Below are 19,205 nucleotides of genomic sequence, written 5' to 3' on the forward strand. Positions count from 1 at the left end.
CGACGGCGGGCGGTCGTGCCGACTGTTGCTCCGCGTTGACTCGGGTTAGCTCACGGCGGGCAGCGCGTCGGGGATGCGGGGCTTGGCGTTGCCGGCGAAGGTGAACTTGGCGTCGTCGCCTTCGCCGTCCACATCGACCACCACGATGTCACCGGGGTGCAGCTCGCCGAAGAGGATCTTCTCGGAGAGCTGGTCCTCGATCTCGCGCTGGATAGTGCGGCGCAGCGGCCGGGCACCCATGGCCGGGTTGTAGCCGCGCGTGGCCAGGAGGACCTTGGCGGCGTCCGTGAGTTCGATGCCCATGTCCTTATCGGCCAGATGCTGTTCCAAGCGACGGATCATCAGGTCGACGATCTCGATGATCTCGTCCTGGGTGAGTTGCGGGAACACAATGACGTCGTCGACGCGGTTGAGGAACTCGGGACGGAATTGCTGCTTGAGCTCCTCGGTGACGCGGGCCCGCATCCGGTTGTAACTGGTGGTGGTGTCCGTGCCGGACTGGAAGCCGGTGGCCACGCTCTTGGAGATGTCGCGGGTGCCCAGGTTGGTGGTCATGATGATCACCGTGTTCTTGAAGTCCACCACCCGGCCATGGGAGTCAGTCAGGCGGCCGTCTTCCATGATCTGCAGGAGCGAGTTGAAGAGATCGGCGTGGGCCTTCTCCACTTCGTCGAACAGCACCACGGAGAACGGACGACGGCGGACCTTCTCCGTCAACTGGCCACCCTCGTCGTAGCCGACGTAGCCCGGAGGGGCACCGAAGAGGCGGGACACGGTGTGCTTTTCCGAGTATTCGGACATGTCCAGCGTGATGAGGGCATCCTCATCGGCAAAGAGGAATTCCGCCAGGGCCTTGGCGAGCTCGGTCTTGCCGACGCCGGTGGGGCCGGCGAAGATGAACGAACCACCCGGACGCTTGGGGTCCTTCAGGCCTGCGCGCGTGCGACGGATTGCACGCGACACTGAATTAATCGCCTCATTCTGCCCGATAACGCGCTTGTGCAGTTCCTCCTCCATCTTGAGCAGGCGGCTGGATTCTTCCTCGGTGAGTTTGAAGACCGGGATGCCGGTGGAATTCGCGAGAACTTCGGCAATCAGCTCCTCGTCGACCTCGGAGTTGCCGTCTGTGCCGCCGGCCTTCCATCTGAGCTCCCTTTCCCTGCGCTCGGCGACAAGTTTCTGCTCCTTTATGCGCAGCGAGGCGGCCCCTTCGAAGTCCTGGGCGTCGATGGCGGATTCCTTCTCCATCTTCACCTCTGCGATGCGTGCATCCATCGCTTTGAGCTCCGGCGGACGGGTCATGCGGCGGATGCGAAGCCGTGCACCCGCTTCGTCGATCAGGTCGATCGCCTTGTCCGGCAGGAAGCGGTCCGAAACGTACCGCTCCGAGAGGCTCGCCGCGGCCGCCAGTGCGCCGTCGGTGATGGTTACCCGGTGGTGCGCTTCGTAGCGGTCACGCAGGCCCTTGAGGATCTCTACGGTGTCGGCCACCGACGGTTCCTGGACCTGGATCGGCTGGAAGCGGCGCTCCAAGGCGGCGTCCTTCTCAATGTGCTTGCGGTACTCGTCCAGTGTGGTGGCCCCGATGGTCTGGAGTTCACCGCGGGCCAGCAAGGGCTTGAGGATGGACGCGGCATCGATGGCACCTTCTGCGGCGCCGGCACCCACGAGCGTGTGGATCTCGTCGATGAAGAGGATGATGTCGCCGCGGGTCCGGATTTCCTTCAGGACCTTCTTCAGGCGCTCTTCGAAGTCACCACGGTAACGGGAACCGGCCACCACGGAGCCCAAATCGAGCGTGTAGAGCTGCTTGTCCTTCAGGCTCTCCGGCACGTTGCCCCGGACGATCGCCTGGGCGAGGCCCTCGACGACGGCAGTCTTGCCGACGCCGGGCTCACCGATCAGCACGGGGTTGTTCTTGGTCCGGCGGGAGAGGACCTGCATGACGCGTTCCATCTCCAGCTCGCGGCCGATCACGGGATCAAGCTTGTTTTCCCGCGCGGCCTGGGTGAGGTTGCGGCCGAACTGGTCCAACACCACCGAACCCGCGGGCGCAACCTCGGCCTGGCTTGGTCCGGCGACCATTCCACTGGGGTCCTTTCCCTCATAGCCCGAGAGCAAGTGGATGACCTGCTGGCGGACCCGGCCTAGGTCGGCACCAAGCTTGACGAGGACCTGTGCGGCAACGCCTTCACCCTCGCGGATGAGGCCGAGCAGGATGTGCTCGGTGCCGATGTAGTTGTGGCCAAGCTGCAGGGCTTCGCGGAGGGCGAGCTCAAGCACCTTCTTGGCGCGCGGGGTGAACGGGATGTGGCCGGACGGGGCCTGCCGCCCCTGGCCGATGATCTCCTGTACCTGCTCGCGGACGCCATCGAGCGAAATGCTCATCGACTCGAGCGCCTTGGCGGCAACCCCCTCACCTTCCTGGATCAGACCCAAGAGGATGTGCTCGGTACCAATGTAGTTATGGTTGAGCATGCGTGCCTCTTCTTGGGCAAGCACAACAACGCGACGGGCACGGTCCGTAAATCTCTCAAACATTTCGCCACACTCCTGGCAGCCGCCTACCTTGATGCTACGTCGCCGAGGGCCTTCGTGGGGGATCACCGGAGGCAGAATTTTAGATACCGGGCCGGCCGGCCGCACGCCTCTTCTCCACAGACCCTCCAGACCGTGAAGAATGAGAACAACCACCAAGTAGAGGGAATTACCATGAGCACCCTGAAGCAACGCCTGCATGCCGACGTCGTAGTCCACATGAAGGACCGCAACAAGACCGCGCTCACGACGGTGCGCAACGTCCTGGGCGAAATAGAGACGCGTGAAAAGTCCGGCAAGACACCCATCGAGCTGGACGACACGCAGGTGACGGCCCTGCTGCAAAAGGAAGCCGCCAAGCGCAGGGACACGGCCCGCATTTACACGGATGCCGGCGAGGCCGAGCGCGCTGCGGCGGAAATCGCCGAAGCGGAAGTCATTGAGGCGTACCTGCCCAAAATGTTGACGCCCGCGGAAGTCGAAGACATCGTCGACGAGGCAATCGCCGCGTTGAAGGCCAGTGGCCAGGAGCTTACGATCAGGCAGATGGGCGCTGTGATGAAGCCCGTCACAGCAAAGGTCGCCGGCCGCTTTGACGGCAAGGCGGTCAGCGAAATCGTCCGGACCCGACTCGCATAGATTCACCGGCACGCAGGGAGGAGCAGCCATGGCCGCCATCATCCTGGGATGGAATCCACGGCTTGGAAACGACTGGAACTACGAGGCTGTGACCGAGCAGGTCGCCGAAACAGGCCAATTCCTGGAGCGGTGGAACGTCGGGCAACACCGGAAGATCCAGCCAGGCAACCAGGCATGGCTTCTCCTGCAAGGCGGGGGCCCTCACGGACGGGGGCTGATCGGACACGGCGTCGTCATGTCCGAAAGCTATGAAGCGCCACAACGCACCGAACGCAAGAGCATGGCGCGGTACGTAAGCGTGGCCTTCGATGCACTGCTCCCCCTCGGCGGCCAGATCCCGTTGAGTGTCCTCTCCAGAGAAGTGCCGGACGTGGCCTGGAATACCTTTCGTGGTTCGGGACGGTTCATTCCGCCGGAATCAGAACCTGGCCTTCAGCACGTGTGGCGGGAGCACAGTCCAGCGGTCTCTGAGCCGTGCCAGATTGTTCCAGGGACCTACCCTGAAGGAGCCGTCAGCAGGATTGAAACGAACCGCTACGAGCGGGATCCTGAAGCCCGCCGGATCTGCCTGGCTTTCCACGGGACGTCTTGTGCCGCTTGCACTTTCTCCTTCGAAGTAAGCTACGGGGACATCGGCAAGGACTTCATCCACATCCACCACGTGGTTCCCGTTTCACAGCTTGGCAGCGACTACCGGCTGGATCCCATAGCGGACCTTGTGCCGCTGTGTGCCAACTGCCACGCCATGGCACACAGGGGCGTGGGTACCCCTCGGACAGTGGCGGAATTGCGGCGGGCCATCGCCGCCGCCGGGCACTTGCCCGGCCAAATCGTCGATGACAGAGCACTGGCAGCCCAGGACGCCGCACACCGGATCCTCGAGCAGCGATGACCAATGGCCGTCCTTTGCACTAGCCAGCCGAGGTTCTTCCCCGTATTTTGGTTAACCACACCGTGTAGCGAGCACCACACACTGTTAGTCAGATGATCCATTTGCCGGACTAGAAATCACTAGGGGCGCAACGCCGCGCCCCAGACCCGGCGAAACCTACCGGGCGTCACGCGCCGCCCGCTGTTCAGGAGGATACGCATGACCGGGATGTTTGAACTCTTCATCGATGAGGACACGAGCTTCAGATTCAGGCTCAAAGCGCCGGACGGAACAGTGGTAGCCGTCTCCAAGTCCTTTCCTGACAAGCGTGCTGCGGTGTGCGGCATCAGCGACGTCCGCGAATATGCTGGAATGGGCCTGATCACCGATCTCTGCCCCGAAGTCCCACTTCGCGGACCAGCGCCCACGCCGCCGGCTCCCGTTGTCAGGCAAACCACTCCTTCAGCTATGCCGCCGCTTCCCGCCCCGCCGCGGCACCATAGTCCCCTCCCCCAAAGAGATCGCACCCGGCCCTGGCGTACTCCCGCCCTGGTCGACCATCCTGCACCGGTTTAGACCAGGCGTGAAGCCATTGCCCGCGCCGCGAGAACCCGCAGCAGTGGCTGTGCGTTCCTGATGGCGTCGTTCCTGTCCTCGGTAAGATCACTGATGCATTCAGCCGCACAGATCCCGTTGCTGTGGAGGCGCGATCTTGTTTCGGCCTGAATGATGCCGCTGAGGGCGACGACCGGAATGCCCCGACGCATTGCGGCCCGGGCTACCGCAATTGGCGCCTTTCCTTCCAAGGATTGATCGTCGAGTGAGCCTTCTCCAACGATCACCAGATCTGAACCGCTCATGGCGGCATCGAGGCCGATGAGTTCTCCGATGAGTTCGATGCCCGGGACGATCCGGCCAACACCCGCCGCAAGAAAGCCCACGGCAAATCCGCCCGCGGCGCCCACGCCTGGCGTGGCTGAGGCGTCAACGCCGAAAGCGCCGAAGAAGAGGCCGTTCCATCTCTCAAGGCGGCGTTCGAGGCGTTGAACGGTCACCGGGTCGGCGCCCTTCTGGGGTCCGAAAAGGCGCGCCGCCCCTCGTTCGCCGAGAAGGGGGACAAGTACGTCTGTGGCAATGACCACTTCGGCGCCTGCCAGTCGTGGGTCGAGAGTCGATCCGTCAATCGCGGTCCCGTACACCACGTCATTTCCCTGTGCGATCACGGCCCCGCTTGGATCGAGAACCGTCAGGCCAAGAGCCGAAAGCGCCCCCACGCCCGCATCGGTGCTGGCAACTCCGCCGGCAGCGAGGATGATCTTGCGGAATCCGGAGTCGAGGGCATCGAGAACCAATTGACCCACGCCATACGTTGAGGCACCTTCAGCTGTTGCTGCAGATGGTTGTGGAATGAGCTGCAGTCCGGCGGCCTGGGCCATCTCGATGACCGCCGTGTCCTTGAGCGAGGCCCAGGTCGCTTCCACTGGTTCGCCAAGCGGGCCGCTGACGGTGAGATGGTGGAGGTCTGCCCCTGCGGCAACAAGGGCATCGATCGTCCCCTCCCCGCCGTCCGCGACAGGAAGGACGGTGATCTCACTGTCAGGAACGGCGTCAAGTACGCCTGCGGCAATCGATTCGGCGGCTTGCCTGGCGGTGAGGGACCCCTTGAATTTGTCGGGAGCGATGAGAATTCGCAGCGGTCGGGAAAAAGGCCGCGCATCATGCGTGGTGGTCAATAGCTTGCCCTTCCCCCGGATAGGTCGTAAACGAAGCCGGTCGTGTACGAAGCTTTGGGCGAGATGATGTACTCGATCAGCGCGGCGGCCTCCTCCGCTGTGCCCAGCCGATGCATGGGGATTCGTTCGAGGTCTTGCGGAGTAGGCGGGTGTCCGCTCACCAACGGGGTATCGATTTTGCCAGGTGCTATTGCGTTGACGGTGACTCCGGTCGTGGCATATTCCCGTGCTAAGGCCTTCACCAGACCTGTGATTCCTGCCTTGCTGGCGGAATAGCCGGTCATCCCGGCTACGCCCTCCTTTCCCGCGGTGGACGAGAAGTGAACGAGCCGGCCGAAACCGTTCGCCGCCATATGAGGAAGAACCGCTTTTGACAGTGCGAACGCACCAACAAGGTTCACCCGGAGAAGCCTGTCGAACTCTTCGAGGGTTTCTTCGGCGGAGGGTTGAACTTTCCCGAGGATTCCTGCGGTGTTGATGACTACATCCAGGCCTCCGGCCAAGGAGATAGCTTGCTCGACAGCCTCTTCAACTGATTGGGGTTCGGAAACATCGATGGGAAGCTGAGCGTATGGCGTTCGAGCTGCCGGCCATTGGGAGGTCGGGAGGTCGGCGCCGATGACTCTGCCTGCTTTCGTACTGAGCAGTTCCGCGGTTGCATGGCCGATTCCGGACGCGGCGCCTACGATCAGGCAGCGGAGATCGGAGAATGAAGGAGTTGCGGCCGGCATCTGCGCGGACGGATCGGCCCCGGTGAGGGCGGGTTGCTCTGGTGGGCCATCGGCTAAAGTCCTTGTGCTCGGAAGAATGCCGTCGCCCGTGCTGCCGAAAGGTCGGGCTCAGGGAACAGGCCGATGCCGTTGGCCGCGTCAAAGAGGTCCGCGAGGTGGAGGATCGAGCGGCCGGATTCGAGCCCGGCGACCATCCTGAAGTGGCTTTGCCATCCGGTGAGGTAACTGAGCCAGACGACGCCCACTTTGTAGTACTGTGTCGGGGCTTCGAAAATAAGCCGGCTGAGAGGGACAATAGGTTCCAGGATGTCGCGGAATCCCCTGACGTCTCCCTCGTCGAGTTTGGCAAAAGCCGCAGACGCGAACCGAGGCACTGCGGCGAAGGCGCCTAGGAGCGCGTCGCTGTGGCCTTGTTCGTCCCCGGCGATGAGATCGGCGTAGTTGAAGTCATCGCCGGTGAACAGACGGACCCCGGCGGGAAGCCGCCGGCGGAAGCCGATCTCATGGTCCTTGTCGAGCAGCGAGATCTTGATCCCTGCGACCTTTTCCCTTTTCGCGCGGATGAGCGCCAAGACCGTTTCCGATGCATCAGCGATGGTAGGGGCGCCCCAGTAGCCCTCCAGCGAGGGGTCGAACATGGAGCCCAGCCAATGCAGGATCACGGGCCGCGTGGCCGCGTCCAGTACCTTGCCGTAGACGTTGAAGTAGTCGTCGGCCCCCCTCGCGGTGCGGGCCAGATGGCGGCTGGCCATCATGACGACGCTGCCCCCGGCTGCCTCGATTTCGCCCAGCTGCTCGATGTAGGCGTCGGTGATTTCTTCGAGTGTATGAGGTGCGGCGTCCAGTTGGTCGGTGGCGATTCCGACGACGACCGAGCCGCCAACGCTTTTGGCTTCGGCAAGTGTGCGCCGTGCGAGTTCGAGCGCTGCTGCCGGTCCGAGCCCCATTCCGCGCTGGGCGGTATCCATGCTCTCCGCGACACCAAGTCCAAGGTTCCAGAGGGAATGCCGGAGGTGGAGAGTGGCATCCCAGTCGATAGCGGTCGGAGATCCCGCGCCGGACCGGAGCGGGTCGGCGACGACGTGCCCGGCCGCGTAAGCAATACGGGATGTGGGCGGCGCCGTCAGTGTTTCCAGCGTGGCAGGCTGGGCTAGTTCCAGGGTCCGATGCCGGCCGGAGATGGCGGGCAGCTCAATGGTGGTCCGGGTCTTCATGCGGGTTGACGCTCCGATTCGTTGAGGGGTTCGCCGACATAGCGGTTGAAGCTGGAGACGGTGCGCTTGATGATCGTCTCAAGGGGAAGCTTCCAGATGTGTTCGTTGAAAATTTCGACTTCGATGGGTCCGCTGTAGCCGGCGTGGCGGATCGAAGCGGTGAGGGGTGCTAGATCCATTTCGCCGTCCCCTGGAAAGAGGCGGCCGTTCATGTTCTCCGGGACAGGAAGGGGCAGTGCGAAGTCGCTGACTTGGTAGCCCGCGATCCGCGGACCCGCGGCCAGCACATCGTCATGGAAGCGGCTGTCCCAGGACGTGGCATAGGCATCTATGAGTAGCCCGACAGTGTCGGCGGGGAAGTCCGCGATGACCCGCAGCCCCTGCGCGATCGTTGTCACGATGCTCCGCGTGCCGACGAACAGGGGGTGCAGAGGTTCGAGCGCGAGTCTCACGCCGGCGTCGCGGGCGTACGGCTCCAGTTCCTCGATGGCGGCCCGGAGCCGGACTTCAGCGTGCTGAATGCTGCGGTCGTGTGCCGGGAGACCGCCGGCGATAAGCGTCAGCATTGGACTGCCGACCTCGCGGGACAGCTCCAAGGCCCGCTTGACTCCTTCGAGCGCCGCCCGTAGATCGGCGCCTTCCTTGTCCGCGAGGAATCCAGCCCTGCAGACGGAGCTGACCGACAAGCCTGTGTCGGCGAGCAACCGCCGGGTGCGGGCGATTCCGATCTCCTCCACCGGTTCGATCCACAAACCGATGTGCCGGATGCCCGCTTGCATTGCCGCTTCGGCTGTCTCAGTCAATGGATAGGGGCGGGTGGTGGCCTGGTTCAGGCTAAGTTCCACCGTTTCGCTGCGGACGTGCGTCATCGGGATGTCCCCGCTTCGGCCAATGAGTGCGACAGATGGGTGAAGTGGCGCGAACCCACAGACGCGGAGCGGATTTGAACCGGTAGCCCTGTACGAGCCGATTCATAGACGGCGGCGACGATCTGGAGCGACTTCATGGCTTCACGTCCGGTGACGGCTGGTTGCCGTCCGGAGCGAATGGCATCGACGAAGTCGGCCACTTGGACTTTGTGCAAGGGCAGGAGCCGTGCGTTGACTTCCGCCACAGGGATATCGCCGCTCAAACCATCCGGGAATACCGTCCCGGCCCGTTCCTCGCCGGGTATTGCCCACAGGTCGTTCACCGCGTCGGAGCCTTCCGGGTACTCCGTGACCTGCACCGTCGCACCGTTGCTTCCAGTGACGACGATGCGCGTGCCAAGGTTCGGGCTGGCGGCGACCGTAGCGCTGAGTGTCGCTATGGCTCCGGAGGCAAAGGTGATGAGCGCAGCCGCGGTGTCTTCGACTTCGATGGTGTCGCCGAGGACGAAGGAACCGGCCTTGGCGCTGACCTCCACGGGGTCCCCCATGAACCACTGAAGGAGGTCGATGTTGTGGATTGCCTGGGTCATGAGCACTCCGCCGCCGTCGGCAGCCCATGTGCCACGCCAAGCGGCTGCATTGTAGTAGTCGATGCCGCGGTGCAGGAGTACTTGGCAGTGTCCAAGCATCGGTGTGCCGAGGCGACCGTCGTCGATGGCTGTCCGGAGCGCCCGGGCGCCGGGCCAGAAGCGGCGCTGGAACACCACTCCCAGGGTGATGCCGCCCTCTTCGGCGGCGCTGACCATTCGTTCAGCGGCGCCGGTGTCGGTGGCAATTGGCTTTTCGCACAGAACGTGCACTCCTGCGGACGCGGCTTCGGCCACGACGGCCTCGTGCGTCGGGTGTGGGGTACAGACGCTGATGGCGTCGATTCCCAGGGCTATGAGTTCCCTCACCGAGGGGACAGCGCGCGCGATGCCACGTTCGGCCGCGAACACTTGTGCGCGTTCGACCGCGACATCGCAGACTCCGACGATTTCGACGTCGGGCAACGCGGAGTAGGACTGGAAGTGGTTGTCGGCGATGTTGCCGCAGCCGACGATTCCTACGCGGAAGGGGTGGTTCATGGCTACTCTCCTGAGGGATTCGACGTGGAAGGATGTACGCGGGCGGCGGAAATCGGGGCTCCCAGTTGTTCCAGGGGCACTTTGAAGGTTTCCTTTGCGGTGAGGGCGCTGGCTGCGGCCATGAGGGCGATGACGGCGGAGATGGTGGCGACCGGCATCCAGTCGCCCGGGTGGCCGGCCGTCAGCGCGGTGTAAATGGTCGGCGCGAACCCGGCTGCGATGAGGCCGATCTGCAAGCCGAGGGCCATGCCGGTCTGGCGGACCTTCAGGTTGAACATTTCCGCGAAGAACGACGGGTAGGTGGCGTTGATGGCCGCATAGGCGAAGGAAACCGAAAGGAATCCCGCCACGAAGAGCAGTGGCACGTTGCCGGATTGGATGGAGGCGAAGTACGCAAAGATCATGGCGGCGGATCCGATGTTGCCTGCTATGAATACCGGTTTCCGCCCGATCCGGTCAGAGAGGGCAGCGAACAAAGGCTGGGTCACGAGGGCGCACACGTGGCTGACGATGAGGACCCACAGCATGGTGCTGCTCGGGACAGCATAGACAGACGTCGCCAACGAGAGCGCAAAGACCTTGATGACGGTGTCAATCGCGAACGCAAGCGAGCAGAAGGTGACCCGTACGATGGCACCCCAATGCGAGCGGAACACTTCGAGCACCGGTACCTTCACCAAGGCGTGCTCCTCCTTGGCTTCAAGGAATGCTTCCGGCTCGGTGAGCTTCGCACGGATGATGAGACCGGCGACCGTGACGAGGGCGCTGAGGAGGAACGGAATGCGCCAGCCCCAACTGAGCAGCTGGTCTTTGGGCAGTGCGGAGATCGGTACGAAGATGAGGGTGGCCAGGACGAAGCCTCCGACGATCCCGTTGGGGGCCCAACTCGTGAAGAAGCCCCGGCGCCCTTCCGGCGATACCTCGATGGTGAGTACTGTAGCCGCGGCAGTCTCGCCGCCGACGGAAATGCCTTGGAGGATGCGAAGAGTCACCAGGAGGACTGCCGCCCAGACTCCGATCTGGGAGTAACCGGGCAGGCAGCCGACCAGGAAGGTGCACGTTCCCATGAGGATGAGGATGAAGACGAGGACCTTCTTGCGTCCGATCCGGTCCCCGAAGTGTCCCAGCAGAATCGCGCCGATCGGCCGGGCCACGTAGGAAACGGCGAAAGTGGCCAGGGCTGCCAGAGTCGCAACGCCGCCCGCTTCCGGGAAGAAGACTTTGCCGAAGACGAGGGCGGCAGCCAAGGCGTAGATGTAGTTGTCGTAATATTCCAGCGTGCCGCCGGCCATGCTTGCGATGGCAGCGCGCGTGGGACTGTTCTTGACCCGCGGCGGGTGGACCGCCGTGGTGTGCAGGGATGTGTTCACTGACTTCTCCTTCATTGCAGATTCAGTTGCCTGATACCCCTTGGGGACTCCGGCTAGGGGATGATGAGGGTCTTGCCACGGCCGAGGCGGCCTTGTGCAAATGCTTCGATCGCTGCCGGGGCGTCGTTGAGGCCCTGGACAATGTCGTTGGGGATTGCTGCCAGACCGTGGCAGGCGACCAAGGCGGCCGCCGTCGAGAGGTCTTCCGAGGTGTAGCAGAAGGTTCCGGTGAGGGTGAGTTCCCGCCGGACGAGGTCTTCCGTTGGTGGAAGGGCCCCTCCTTTGGCGAGTCCTGCCACGCAGATCGTCGAGCCCGGTTCCAGCAGCTCCATCACGGCGCTGACGCTGGCGCCGCTTCCCACGGTGTCAATGGCGACATCCCAGCGCTCCGCGGCTCCTTCCCCCGGGGCGAGGGCGATGACTCCGTAATCCGTGATCGTCGCGCGGCGAACGGGGTCGGGCTCGATGACGGTGACGCTTTCCGCGCCAAGGCTGCGGGCCTGGAGTGCGGACGCCATGCCGATCGCCCCGCCGCCGACGATCACCAGGCGCGCGCCGGGTGAGACATTCGCGCGGGCGCAAGCGCGCACTCCGACGGCGATGGGCTCAATAAGCGCCAGGGCCCGTGGATCTGCGGGCCCCGGGACAGCGACGGTGTTGACGGCGTCAACCGTCACGTAGCTTTGCAGACCGCCGTCGACGTCGAGGCCCATGAGTTCGCGCCGGCGGCACAGTCCACGCGAACCTGTTGCGCATTCCCGGCATTCGCCACAGACGAGGTTGGGATCGACTGCCACTTGCTGGCCGACGGTCCGGATCGTCACGTTCGGGCCGACCTCCACAACGGTGCCCCCGAATTCGTGACCGGGAACAGTTCCGGACCGGACGCGGTTGTTATGCCCGCGCCATATCGCAGCATCCGTGCCGCACACACCAACGCTTTCGACGCGAATCACTATCTCGTCCGGACCCGGCGGAGTCGGCGCAGGCCGTGGCTCAACGACGAGCCGTTCCGCGCCCGTCCAGGCAACCCGGTGGGCCAACGTCGGGGCGCTCATGGCGCAGAAACCAGTTCGTCGGCCCCGTGACCGCGCACGATGTGGGCAAGGGCGGCGTCTGCAGCGCGGCGGCCGAAAACGAATCCGAAGACGATGCCACCGACGTACCGGAGGTCCTGGGCTCCCCCGGCGTCGGCCCCGGCAGCGAACAGTCCGCGGATGGGAAGGTTGTCCCGGTCCAGGACCCGGCTGTCACCGTCCACTCGCAGTCCGCCGAACGGAATCGTGATGCATGGCTGCACCTCGATTGCCCTGAAGGGACCCTTCTTGAGCGGACTCGGGTTCGCAGGCAGCGGTGCGTCGAGCGCCACGGACTCGCCGTCGGAGGCTCGCTGGTAGCTTTCCAAGGTGGCGGCCAGGGCGGCGCGGTCGACACCCCAACTGGCAACGACCTCGACGAGTTCCTCCAGGGTGTCCGTTTCCGCGGTCCGGGAGCCGAGCTTCTTCGCTTCGCCATGACGGTCAAGCGCCATGCCGCTGGGGTACGGGACAGCGAGGGCGCGATTCTGCTGGACCTGGTCATCCCAGATCAGGACGCCGCGCTGCCCCGGCTCCCGGACAAGGAATTGGTTGGAGACTTCGTCGCCGAGCGACTCATCGGTGAATCGCAGGCCGCGCCTGTTGACCAAAACGCCGTAGGCGGAGAAATACAAGGTAAGGCGGAGGAATACCTCTGGCGAGACCGGCAGCGGACTCGGCAGGGTGTGGCCGTAGAAGCCGGACAGATGGCGGCTCGCCGCTCCCCCGGCTGCGGTTCCGAGGCGAAATCCATCACCGACTGAGTGCGGGTTGCTGCGAACAGCTATGTCGTCGGCACCGTTGCCAATGAACTTCTGCTTGAGCTCGGGGTCACCCTGGAACCCACCTGTTGCAAGTACTGTTGCCGCACCAAGTGCGCTCTTTTCTTCTCCCTCGTGGGTGAACGTCACGCCTGCAACCTTGCCGCCGTCGATGATGAGTTCGACGTCGCTGACTCTGGTGAGCAGACCGCCGCCGCTGGCATTGATTTTCGCGGTCCACCTGGCGAACAGGTCAAGGATGTCAACCTTGCAGGCGCGACCCCATTCGAGGTGATCGCGCCATTCTTCGCTGACGCTGACACCGGCGGCACGCACATCCTTCACGGACTGCTCGTAACCTTCTACCACAAGTGGTCCCAGGACCGGATCGCCGTCGGGCTGGATGCGGCGAAGGACATCAACATTCGGTGCCGTCCAGAGAATGCCCGCTGAAAGCGCCGCAGACCCTCCCGCAGCCGCGCCCTTCTCAAGCAGGAGAACGCGTCCCCCAAGGTCCACTGCCCGGTTTGCCGTTGCCAAACCTGCTGCCCCCGCCCCGACGACGATCAGGTCAAAAGGCTCCGTAATGTCTGTCATTTGTCTCTCCTTTGAGTTTGTCTCCTGCGGATAACGTTTACCGTTAGCGGCAAGATTCGTGCCCTAGCAATGGATAACGTTTTCCGTTACGCTAGTTCCACCCGGACCTCCTGTCAAGAGGGGCGCCGGAAGACATTGGGAATCGTCAGCTTCGGTTGCGGTTAGGCTGGAGCGTCGATCACATCAAAGGAGTCTGGACATGGCCACGTTGCGCGAGATAGCCGAACTGGCGTCCGTCTCGGTAGCCACCGCTTCACGCGTGCTCAACGGCTCGGCGGAGAAGCACCCGGTGTCCCAGGATGTGCGGGCCAGTGTGCGGGCTGCAGCGGACACTCTGGGCTATACGCCGAGCGCCACGGCCCAGGCGCTGAAGCAACAGCGCAGCAAAATCATCGGCGTCATTGCCAGCGACATCCTCGATCCATACTTCGCAGAGATGACCCGCGGGATCGAGATCGAAGCGGCCAAGTTCGGATATGTCACCATTTTGGCCAATGCCAACCGCGACCCGGAGCAAGAGCGGACAAAATTCCGCGTCCTGCGTGAACATCAAGTCTCCGGGATCGTGTTTTGCGGCAGCGACATCGAGGGCTCACCCGGAACCGCGCAGCTCGCACGCGAAGTGAACCTCGCCGTAAGGGCCGGTACGCGGGTAGTGGCGCTCGCTCCCCGGGGGTTTGATTCCACGAAGATCGTCATCGACAACGCCGCGACGGCGTACGAACTTACCCAATACATGCTTTCGCTTGGGCACCGAAAAATTGCCTTCATCGGAGGAATCCCCGGACTCTCCGCAGCCGAACAGCGAATTGTCGGCTACCGCGATGCAATGTTCGAAGCACAGGCCCCTGCACAAGTCCTCGGCTTGACCGGCATGAGCCAGGAATCGGGAAAGCGCGCCGCCGAGGAACTGACCGCATCGACGCAACTTCCGGACGCGATCGTCTGCACCAACGATGAGGTGGCCGTCGGCGTTCTCGCGCATCTTTGGACTGTGGGGTACAAGATCCCCGAAGACGTGTCCGTCGCCGGCATAGGTGGTACTCGTGGTGGTGCAGTCTTCGGCCTCACGACAATGACGCTCCCTCTGGTGGAGCTCGGCGGACTTGCCGCCCGTTACATCGCCACCGCGGGTGGCTCATCAGACGTACCGGCTCCCCCCAGCTTTGGGCTGCATATCGGATCCACCTCTGCCCCGCGCGGACAATCCGACTAAACGGGCGAGCGGGAGGACATCCGACCGCGGCGGCCCTTGTCCCGGCCCCGCGCCGCCGGGTGTAATGGACGCACGACGGCGACTCCCGCCGTCGTGCGTCGAAGGAGCCGCAATGTTCACCAGCCCGTACGCTGATGTCGAGATCCCCGACGTCACGATCTATGAGTATCTGTTCGGTAGGCTGGGCGGCGAGGACCTTGACAGGATCGCGCTCGTGGACGGCACGTCGGGCGCGGAAATGAGCTACGGGCAACTCGTCGGCCGAATCGACGCCACAGCAGGCTGGCTCGCGAGCCACGGGGCCGGCCGCGGGACCACAGTGGGCCTCTTCTGCCCCAACGTGCCGGCGTTCGCGGTCGTCTTCCACGGGGTCCTCCGCGCGGGAGCCGCCGTCACCACGGTCAACGCGCTGTTTACCGCGGATGAAGTCGGCAGCCAACTCAGCGACGCCGGCGCCTCCTGGCTCTTCACGATCTCGCCCTTCCTTGAGCGGGCGGAGGCCGCCGCTCAGGCTGCCGGGATCCCGGCGGAACGCCTCGTGGTGCTCGACGGCGGCGAGCCCGCTGCCGCCGCGGGGCATCCGTCGCTAGCGGACGTGCTCGAAGCCGCTCTTCCCGCACCGACTCTCAGTGTCGATCCGCACGCCGCCGCCGTCGTGCCCTATTCCTCCGGCACGAGCGGCACGCCTAAGGGTGTTCTGTTGAGCCAGTACAACCTCGTGGCGAACGTCGCACAGTCGCGTGCCTTTTTCCGTGTGACTTCTGACGACGTGCTGCTCGCCGTCCTGCCTTTCTTCCATGCCTACGGCCTGACAGTACTGCTCAATCTCGCCCTCGGCGAGCGGGCCCGGCTCGTCACGATGCCGAAGTTCGACCTCGCCGAGTTCCTCCGGATCACGCAGGACCACCGCTGCACGTACCTCTTCATCGCGCCGCCCATCGCCGTCGCGCTCGCGAAGCATCCGTTGGTGGACCAATTCGACCTCTCGTCCGTGCGCGCCGTGCTTTCGGGTGCGGCGCCCCTAGACGGCGAGCTGGGGCACGCTGTTGCGAAGCGGCTCGGGTGCACGATGCTCCAGGGCTACGGAATGACCGAGCTGAGTCCCGTGTCCCACGCCATTCCGCGTGACGGCGCCGAACGCGTCCCGCTCGACTCTGTGGGCTACACCGTGCCGAACACGGAGTGCAAGCTCCTCGACCCGGCAACGGACGAAGAGATCGAAATCCCGGCCGAAGGACCTAGCGCTCCCGGACAGCTCCTTGTCCGTGGCCCGCAAGTCATGCTCGGCTACCTGAACCGGCCCGACGCAACCGCCGCGACGATTGATCCGGATGGCTTCCTCCGTACCGGTGACATCGCCACCGTCACTGCCGACGGCGTCGTGACGATCGTCGACCGGCTCAAAGAGCTGATCAAGTACAAGGGCTATCAGATTGCGCCGGCCGAGCTCGAAGCCCTCCTGCTCACCCACCCCCTGATCGCGGATGCCGCAGTCATCGGCATCCACGCGGACGACGGCGAAGAGGTACCGAAGGCGTTCGTCGTCCGGCAGGCGGGGGCCGAGCTCGGGGACGGCGATGTCCTGGAGTTCGTCGCCGGGCGGGTGGCGCCGTTCAAGCGCGTGCGATCGGTGGAGTTCGTCGATGTGATTCCCAAGTCGGCGTCGGGAAAGATCCTCCGGCGGGAGCTGCGAGCGAGGGCCTAGGGATGCGTGCCGGCTCCCTGGCAATGTGCGTGGCTACGCTTGGCCCTGCGAAGCCGGCGGGACGCGCAGGCTTCCATACCTCTCCATGCGGTGCCACCGCAGGTGGACCCCGGCCAAGGCCGTCACTACCGACTGGATGACCACGAGGTACATGAGCTGACGATAGACGAACTGCTGAAGCGGAAGTGTCCACAGTGGGCGCAGCGACTCATTGTCGAGCCTGAACGCATAGGCCGCCATGAGGAATTGAACCAGGAGGAAAACAAGCCAGAGCGCCCCGATCCGGACCGGATCAAGAAAAACCAGGCCGTAGATGGCGAAGACATCAACGATGGGCGCGAACAAAGGAAGCAGCACCTGGAGGACCAGGAGGTAGCCAAGACCACGCCGGCCGAGCTTACCGGCCTGGCCGCCCTGCACGACCGCGCCGCGGTGCTTCCACATGGCTTGAAGCGTGCCATAGCACCAGCGGTACCGCTGCTTCCAGAGCGCTCCCAGGCTCGCGGGCGCCTCGGTCCAGGCCCTCGCATCGTCCTGGTACACGACCCGCCAACCGTCACGACACAGCGACATGGTCAGGTCCGTGTCCTCGGCAAGCGTGTCGTCGCTGACTCCGCCAACCCGGAAGAGGGCGTCACGGCGGAAGGCCCCAATAGCCCCCGGAACGGTCGGCATGCACTCCGCGACATCGAACAACCTGCGGTCGAGGTTGAAGCCGACGACGTACTCGATGTGCTGCCAGGCGCCGAGAATCCCTCCGCGGTTGGCAACCTTGGTGTTCCCCGAAATTGCGCCCACTCGAGGGTCGGCGAAGGGTTGAATGAGCGCGTGTACCGTTTCCGGTTCGAAGACAGTGTCGCCGTCGACCATCACCACGAGATCGTGGCTGGCAGCGGCGAGCCCGGCATTCAACGCGGACGGTTTGCCGCCGTTCTCTTTCCGGATCAATGTGACGCCCGGCAGGCCGAGCCCTTCCACGATGTCCGCGGTATCGTCGGTCGACCCGTCGTCAACCACGATGATCTCCACCGGATGGCTCGAGGCAACGATCGATCGGACCGCGGCTTCGATGCCGGCCGCCTCGTTGTACGCCGGGACGATAACGCTGACCGGCTCGGTAACCTCAGGCCGGACCGGCACGTCCACCCGGCGTCGACTGCGGGCGGTCGCCAAGGAACGGCGCGCCGCTCTGCGGTGGCGCGCTGCGCACACCACCACGAGCACGGCCCGGACCACCGTCACAACACCGGCCGCAACGAGCGCCCAGGAGATCGCGGCGATGAAGAAATCGCTGAGCCGTATTCCCCACACCAACGCGTTTCCGCTGACCTGCTCACCCACCGAGGCATCGCCCATGCTAGCGATCCCGACGGCGTCGCCCGCCGTTGTGACCCGGAAACCTTGATCCGCGAACTTCGTGAGGACGGAGTCGAGGGCGGCGACCGTCTGGTCCCGGTCTCCACCGCCGTCGTGCATCAAAAGGACCTGGCCCTTCGGGCCGGACGGGGCAAGGTTCTGCTCGATCGCGGCGACTCCGGGCCGCTGCCAATCCTCGCTGTCTTGAGTGGTGAGCACAGTGAGATAACCCCGGTCCGCCGCGGCGCGGATCGCAGTCCACGTCCCGTCCCGGACCGCGTCGTTCTCAGAGCTGTACGGAGGCCGCAAGAGCGTCGCGGCATGGCCCGTAATGCCGGCGATCACTTGCTGGTCGCCCTGTACCTCAAGCTGTTGGCGCCAAGGCGGGGCGCTTCCAAGGTCCGCATGCGTCAAGGTGTGCACGCCGATCTCGTTGCCGTCAGCAAGGATGCGGCGCACGAGGTCGGGATTGTCGATGGCAGCCGAACCGACGACGAAGAACGTGGCATGGACGTGGTGCTTGCGGAGGACATCGAGAATCCGGGGCGTCCAGACCGGGTCCGGGCCGTCGTCGAACGTCAGGGCGAGCGTGTGATCCGGCGGAGCCACGGTACGAACGGTCCCGCCACGCGCATCGACCACCGGGCCGCCGTGTGACACCGCGTCCGGGACACTAATCGCGGAGCCGCCCGCGGGCACCGAGTCATCGGCGATCCCGGCCAGGTGATGCATGTACCCCTGCACGACGAGTGCGACACCCAGTGCCAACAGGACGGCCAGAAGGATGAACCAGTGCGCCCTGACACTGACCGGAGCAGTGCGCTTGCTCAGGCGGCGCGCACTCACGGGTGCGCCGGCGTGGACGGTCGCGTGGCCTGGCCCGGAGCTGCCCCGCTCTTGCCCGGACTCGTCGGCGACGTGCCCGGCGCGGGGGGTGCAACCGGCGCAAACGAGGCAGCATGCTGCGCTGCCGCACCATTGATCGGTTGTGCCACAGCAGCGGGTGAAGGAGAAGTCACCGGAATACCGAAAGCGGCCGGCGTCGAAGGCGCAGGCAATCGGCCCTCGCCCGTTGGGAGCCCGTCCGCGTTGGAAGCCGGAGTCGATGGGGATGACGGAAGATCACGGGCTGCCGGAGCGGCCGGTGTCGCTGTGGGCTCCGGGGCGGCCGGGAAAGGGAGGAACGGCGCCGCAACGTTGGGCCCTCCCATGAACGCAACCAGCAAGAGGATGACGTAGCCTCCTGCGAGCCCAAGGGCTCCGAGCCCAATAAGCTTGAGCCTCCGTAGGCGTCGGCCTGAGGCGTCGACGAAGACTGGCCCACGGGGCGACGCGGATCCGGGCTGATCGGACGTTTCATTAAAAGCTGCCATCGGGCACCAACCTTAGAGGATTCTCATCC

The 19,205-nt window shown here is 64.4% G+C and carries 15 protein-coding genes; 5 read left to right on the forward strand and 10 right to left on the reverse strand.

The features are described 5' to 3' along the window. Positions 1-45: 45 nt before the first annotated feature. Entirely contained in the window at positions 46-2,541 is a 2,496-nt protein-coding gene (locus tag ABEA18_RS16520) for an ATP-dependent Clp protease ATP-binding subunit (protein ID WP_345450830.1), read from the reverse strand. 171 nt (positions 2,542-2,712) lie between these two features. Between ABEA18_RS16520 and ABEA18_RS16525 the strand changes: the two genes are divergently transcribed. From ABEA18_RS16525 to ABEA18_RS16535, 3 genes are all read left to right on the forward strand, one after another. Beyond that, positions 2,713-3,177 (forward strand): GatB/YqeY domain-containing protein, encoded by a 465-nt coding sequence (locus ABEA18_RS16525; RefSeq protein WP_345450832.1) that lies wholly within the window; start codon positions 2,713-2,715, stop codon positions 3,175-3,177. 28 nt (positions 3,178-3,205) lie between these two features. After that, on the forward strand, positions 3,206-4,069 hold the full coding sequence (locus tag ABEA18_RS16530) for an HNH endonuclease (RefSeq protein ID WP_345450834.1): 864 nt from the start codon (positions 3,206-3,208) through the stop codon (positions 4,067-4,069). 198 nt (positions 4,070-4,267) lie between these two features. After that, positions 4,268-4,624 carry a YegP family protein gene (locus ABEA18_RS16535; protein WP_345450836.1) on the forward strand — a complete coding sequence of 119 codons (357 nt, stop codon included), beginning with the start codon at positions 4,268-4,270 and terminating at the stop codon, positions 4,622-4,624. Here ABEA18_RS16535 and ABEA18_RS16540 read toward each other — a convergent pair. Genes ABEA18_RS16540 through ABEA18_RS16575 form a run of 8 tightly spaced genes read right to left on the reverse strand, consistent with a single transcriptional unit; the run spans position 4,621 to position 13,526 of the window. Next, complete coding sequence (locus tag ABEA18_RS16540) at positions 4,621-5,781, reverse strand: glycerate kinase (RefSeq protein ID WP_345450838.1); 1,161 nt, start codon at positions 5,779-5,781, stop codon at positions 4,621-4,623. The genes ABEA18_RS16535 and ABEA18_RS16540 overlap by 4 nt on opposite strands. Continuing rightward, on the reverse strand, positions 5,778-6,512 hold the full coding sequence (locus tag ABEA18_RS16545; protein ID WP_345450840.1) for an SDR family NAD(P)-dependent oxidoreductase: 735 nt from the start codon (positions 6,510-6,512) through the stop codon (positions 5,778-5,780). Before ABEA18_RS16545 ends, ABEA18_RS16540 begins: the two co-directional genes overlap by 4 nt. A gap of 53 nt (positions 6,513-6,565) precedes the next feature. Then, a complete protein-coding gene (locus ABEA18_RS16550) occupies positions 6,566-7,726 on the reverse strand; it encodes a dihydrodipicolinate synthase family protein (RefSeq protein WP_345450843.1) in 1,161 nt (386 codons plus the stop codon). Next, positions 7,723-8,595 carry a sugar phosphate isomerase/epimerase family protein gene (locus ABEA18_RS16555; protein ID WP_345450845.1) on the reverse strand — a complete coding sequence of 291 codons (873 nt, stop codon included), beginning with the start codon at positions 8,593-8,595 and terminating at the stop codon, positions 7,723-7,725. Before ABEA18_RS16555 ends, ABEA18_RS16550 begins: the two co-directional genes overlap by 4 nt. Next, entirely contained in the window at positions 8,592-9,722 is a 1,131-nt protein-coding gene (locus tag ABEA18_RS16560) for a Gfo/Idh/MocA family protein (RefSeq protein ID WP_345450847.1), read from the reverse strand. The genes ABEA18_RS16555 and ABEA18_RS16560 overlap by 4 nt, the downstream gene beginning before the upstream one ends. 2 nt (positions 9,723-9,724) lie before the next feature. Continuing rightward, positions 9,725-11,092: an MFS transporter gene (locus ABEA18_RS16565; protein WP_345450849.1), complete on the reverse strand. Its 1,368-nt coding sequence runs from the start codon at positions 11,090-11,092 to the stop codon at positions 9,725-9,727. Between the two features lie 53 nt (positions 11,093-11,145). Next, positions 11,146-12,150 (reverse strand): zinc-dependent alcohol dehydrogenase, encoded by a 1,005-nt coding sequence (locus ABEA18_RS16570; protein WP_345450851.1) that lies wholly within the window; start codon positions 12,148-12,150, stop codon positions 11,146-11,148. Next, positions 12,147-13,526, reverse strand: coding sequence for an FAD-binding protein (locus ABEA18_RS16575; protein ID WP_345450853.1), 1,380 nt, complete (start codon positions 13,524-13,526; stop codon positions 12,147-12,149). Before ABEA18_RS16575 ends, ABEA18_RS16570 begins: the two co-directional genes overlap by 4 nt. 199 nt (positions 13,527-13,725) lie before the next feature. On the opposite strand from ABEA18_RS16575, the gene ABEA18_RS16580 reads away from it, so the two are divergent. Both ABEA18_RS16580 and ABEA18_RS16585 read left to right on the forward strand, forming a co-directional pair. After that, entirely contained in the window at positions 13,726-14,742 is a 1,017-nt protein-coding gene (locus ABEA18_RS16580; RefSeq protein WP_345450855.1) for a LacI family DNA-binding transcriptional regulator, read from the forward strand. A gap of 112 nt (positions 14,743-14,854) precedes the next feature. Continuing rightward, positions 14,855-16,447: an AMP-binding protein gene (locus tag ABEA18_RS16585; protein WP_345450857.1), complete on the forward strand. Its 1,593-nt coding sequence runs from the start codon at positions 14,855-14,857 to the stop codon at positions 16,445-16,447. Between the two features lie 33 nt (positions 16,448-16,480). Here the strand turns inward: ABEA18_RS16585 and ABEA18_RS16590 are convergent, their stop codons facing one another. Continuing rightward, positions 16,481-18,649, reverse strand: coding sequence for a bifunctional polysaccharide deacetylase/glycosyltransferase family 2 protein (locus ABEA18_RS16590; RefSeq protein WP_345450859.1), 2,169 nt, complete (start codon positions 18,647-18,649; stop codon positions 16,481-16,483). Positions 18,650-19,205: the final 556 nt, after the last annotated feature.

The organism is Arthrobacter gyeryongensis (assembly GCF_039543785.1).
Classification (GTDB): domain Bacteria; phylum Actinomycetota; class Actinomycetes; order Actinomycetales; family Micrococcaceae; genus Arthrobacter; species Arthrobacter gyeryongensis.

Bases quoted from the DNA above. Each gene is read 5' to 3' on its own strand.
- ABEA18_RS16520 (WP_345450830.1), bottom strand. From the start codon at position 2,541: ATGTTTGAGAGATTTACGGACCGTGCCCGTCGCGTTGTTGTGCTTGCC.
- ABEA18_RS16525 (WP_345450832.1), top strand. From the start codon at position 2,713: ATGAGCACCCTGAAGCAACGCCTGCATGCCGACGTCGTAGTCCACATG.
- ABEA18_RS16530 (WP_345450834.1), top strand. From the start codon at position 3,206: ATGGCCGCCATCATCCTGGGATGGAATCCACGGCTTGGAAACGACTGG.
- ABEA18_RS16535 (WP_345450836.1), top strand. From the start codon at position 4,268: ATGACCGGGATGTTTGAACTCTTCATCGATGAGGACACGAGCTTCAGA.
- ABEA18_RS16545 (WP_345450840.1), bottom strand. From the start codon at position 6,512: ATGCCGGCCGCAACTCCTTCATTCTCCGATCTCCGCTGCCTGATCGTA.
- ABEA18_RS16550 (WP_345450843.1), bottom strand. From the start codon at position 7,726: ATGAAGACCCGGACCACCATTGAGCTGCCCGCCATCTCCGGCCGGCAT.
- ABEA18_RS16555 (WP_345450845.1), bottom strand. From the start codon at position 8,595: ATGACGCACGTCCGCAGCGAAACGGTGGAACTTAGCCTGAACCAGGCC.
- ABEA18_RS16560 (WP_345450847.1), bottom strand. From the start codon at position 9,722: ATGAACCACCCCTTCCGCGTAGGAATCGTCGGCTGCGGCAACATCGCC.
- ABEA18_RS16570 (WP_345450851.1), bottom strand. From the start codon at position 12,150: ATGAGCGCCCCGACGTTGGCCCACCGGGTTGCCTGGACGGGCGCGGAA.
- ABEA18_RS16575 (WP_345450853.1), bottom strand. From the start codon at position 13,526: ATGACAGACATTACGGAGCCTTTTGACCTGATCGTCGTCGGGGCGGGG.
- ABEA18_RS16580 (WP_345450855.1), top strand. From the start codon at position 13,726: ATGGCCACGTTGCGCGAGATAGCCGAACTGGCGTCCGTCTCGGTAGCC.
- ABEA18_RS16585 (WP_345450857.1), top strand. From the start codon at position 14,855: ATGTTCACCAGCCCGTACGCTGATGTCGAGATCCCCGACGTCACGATC.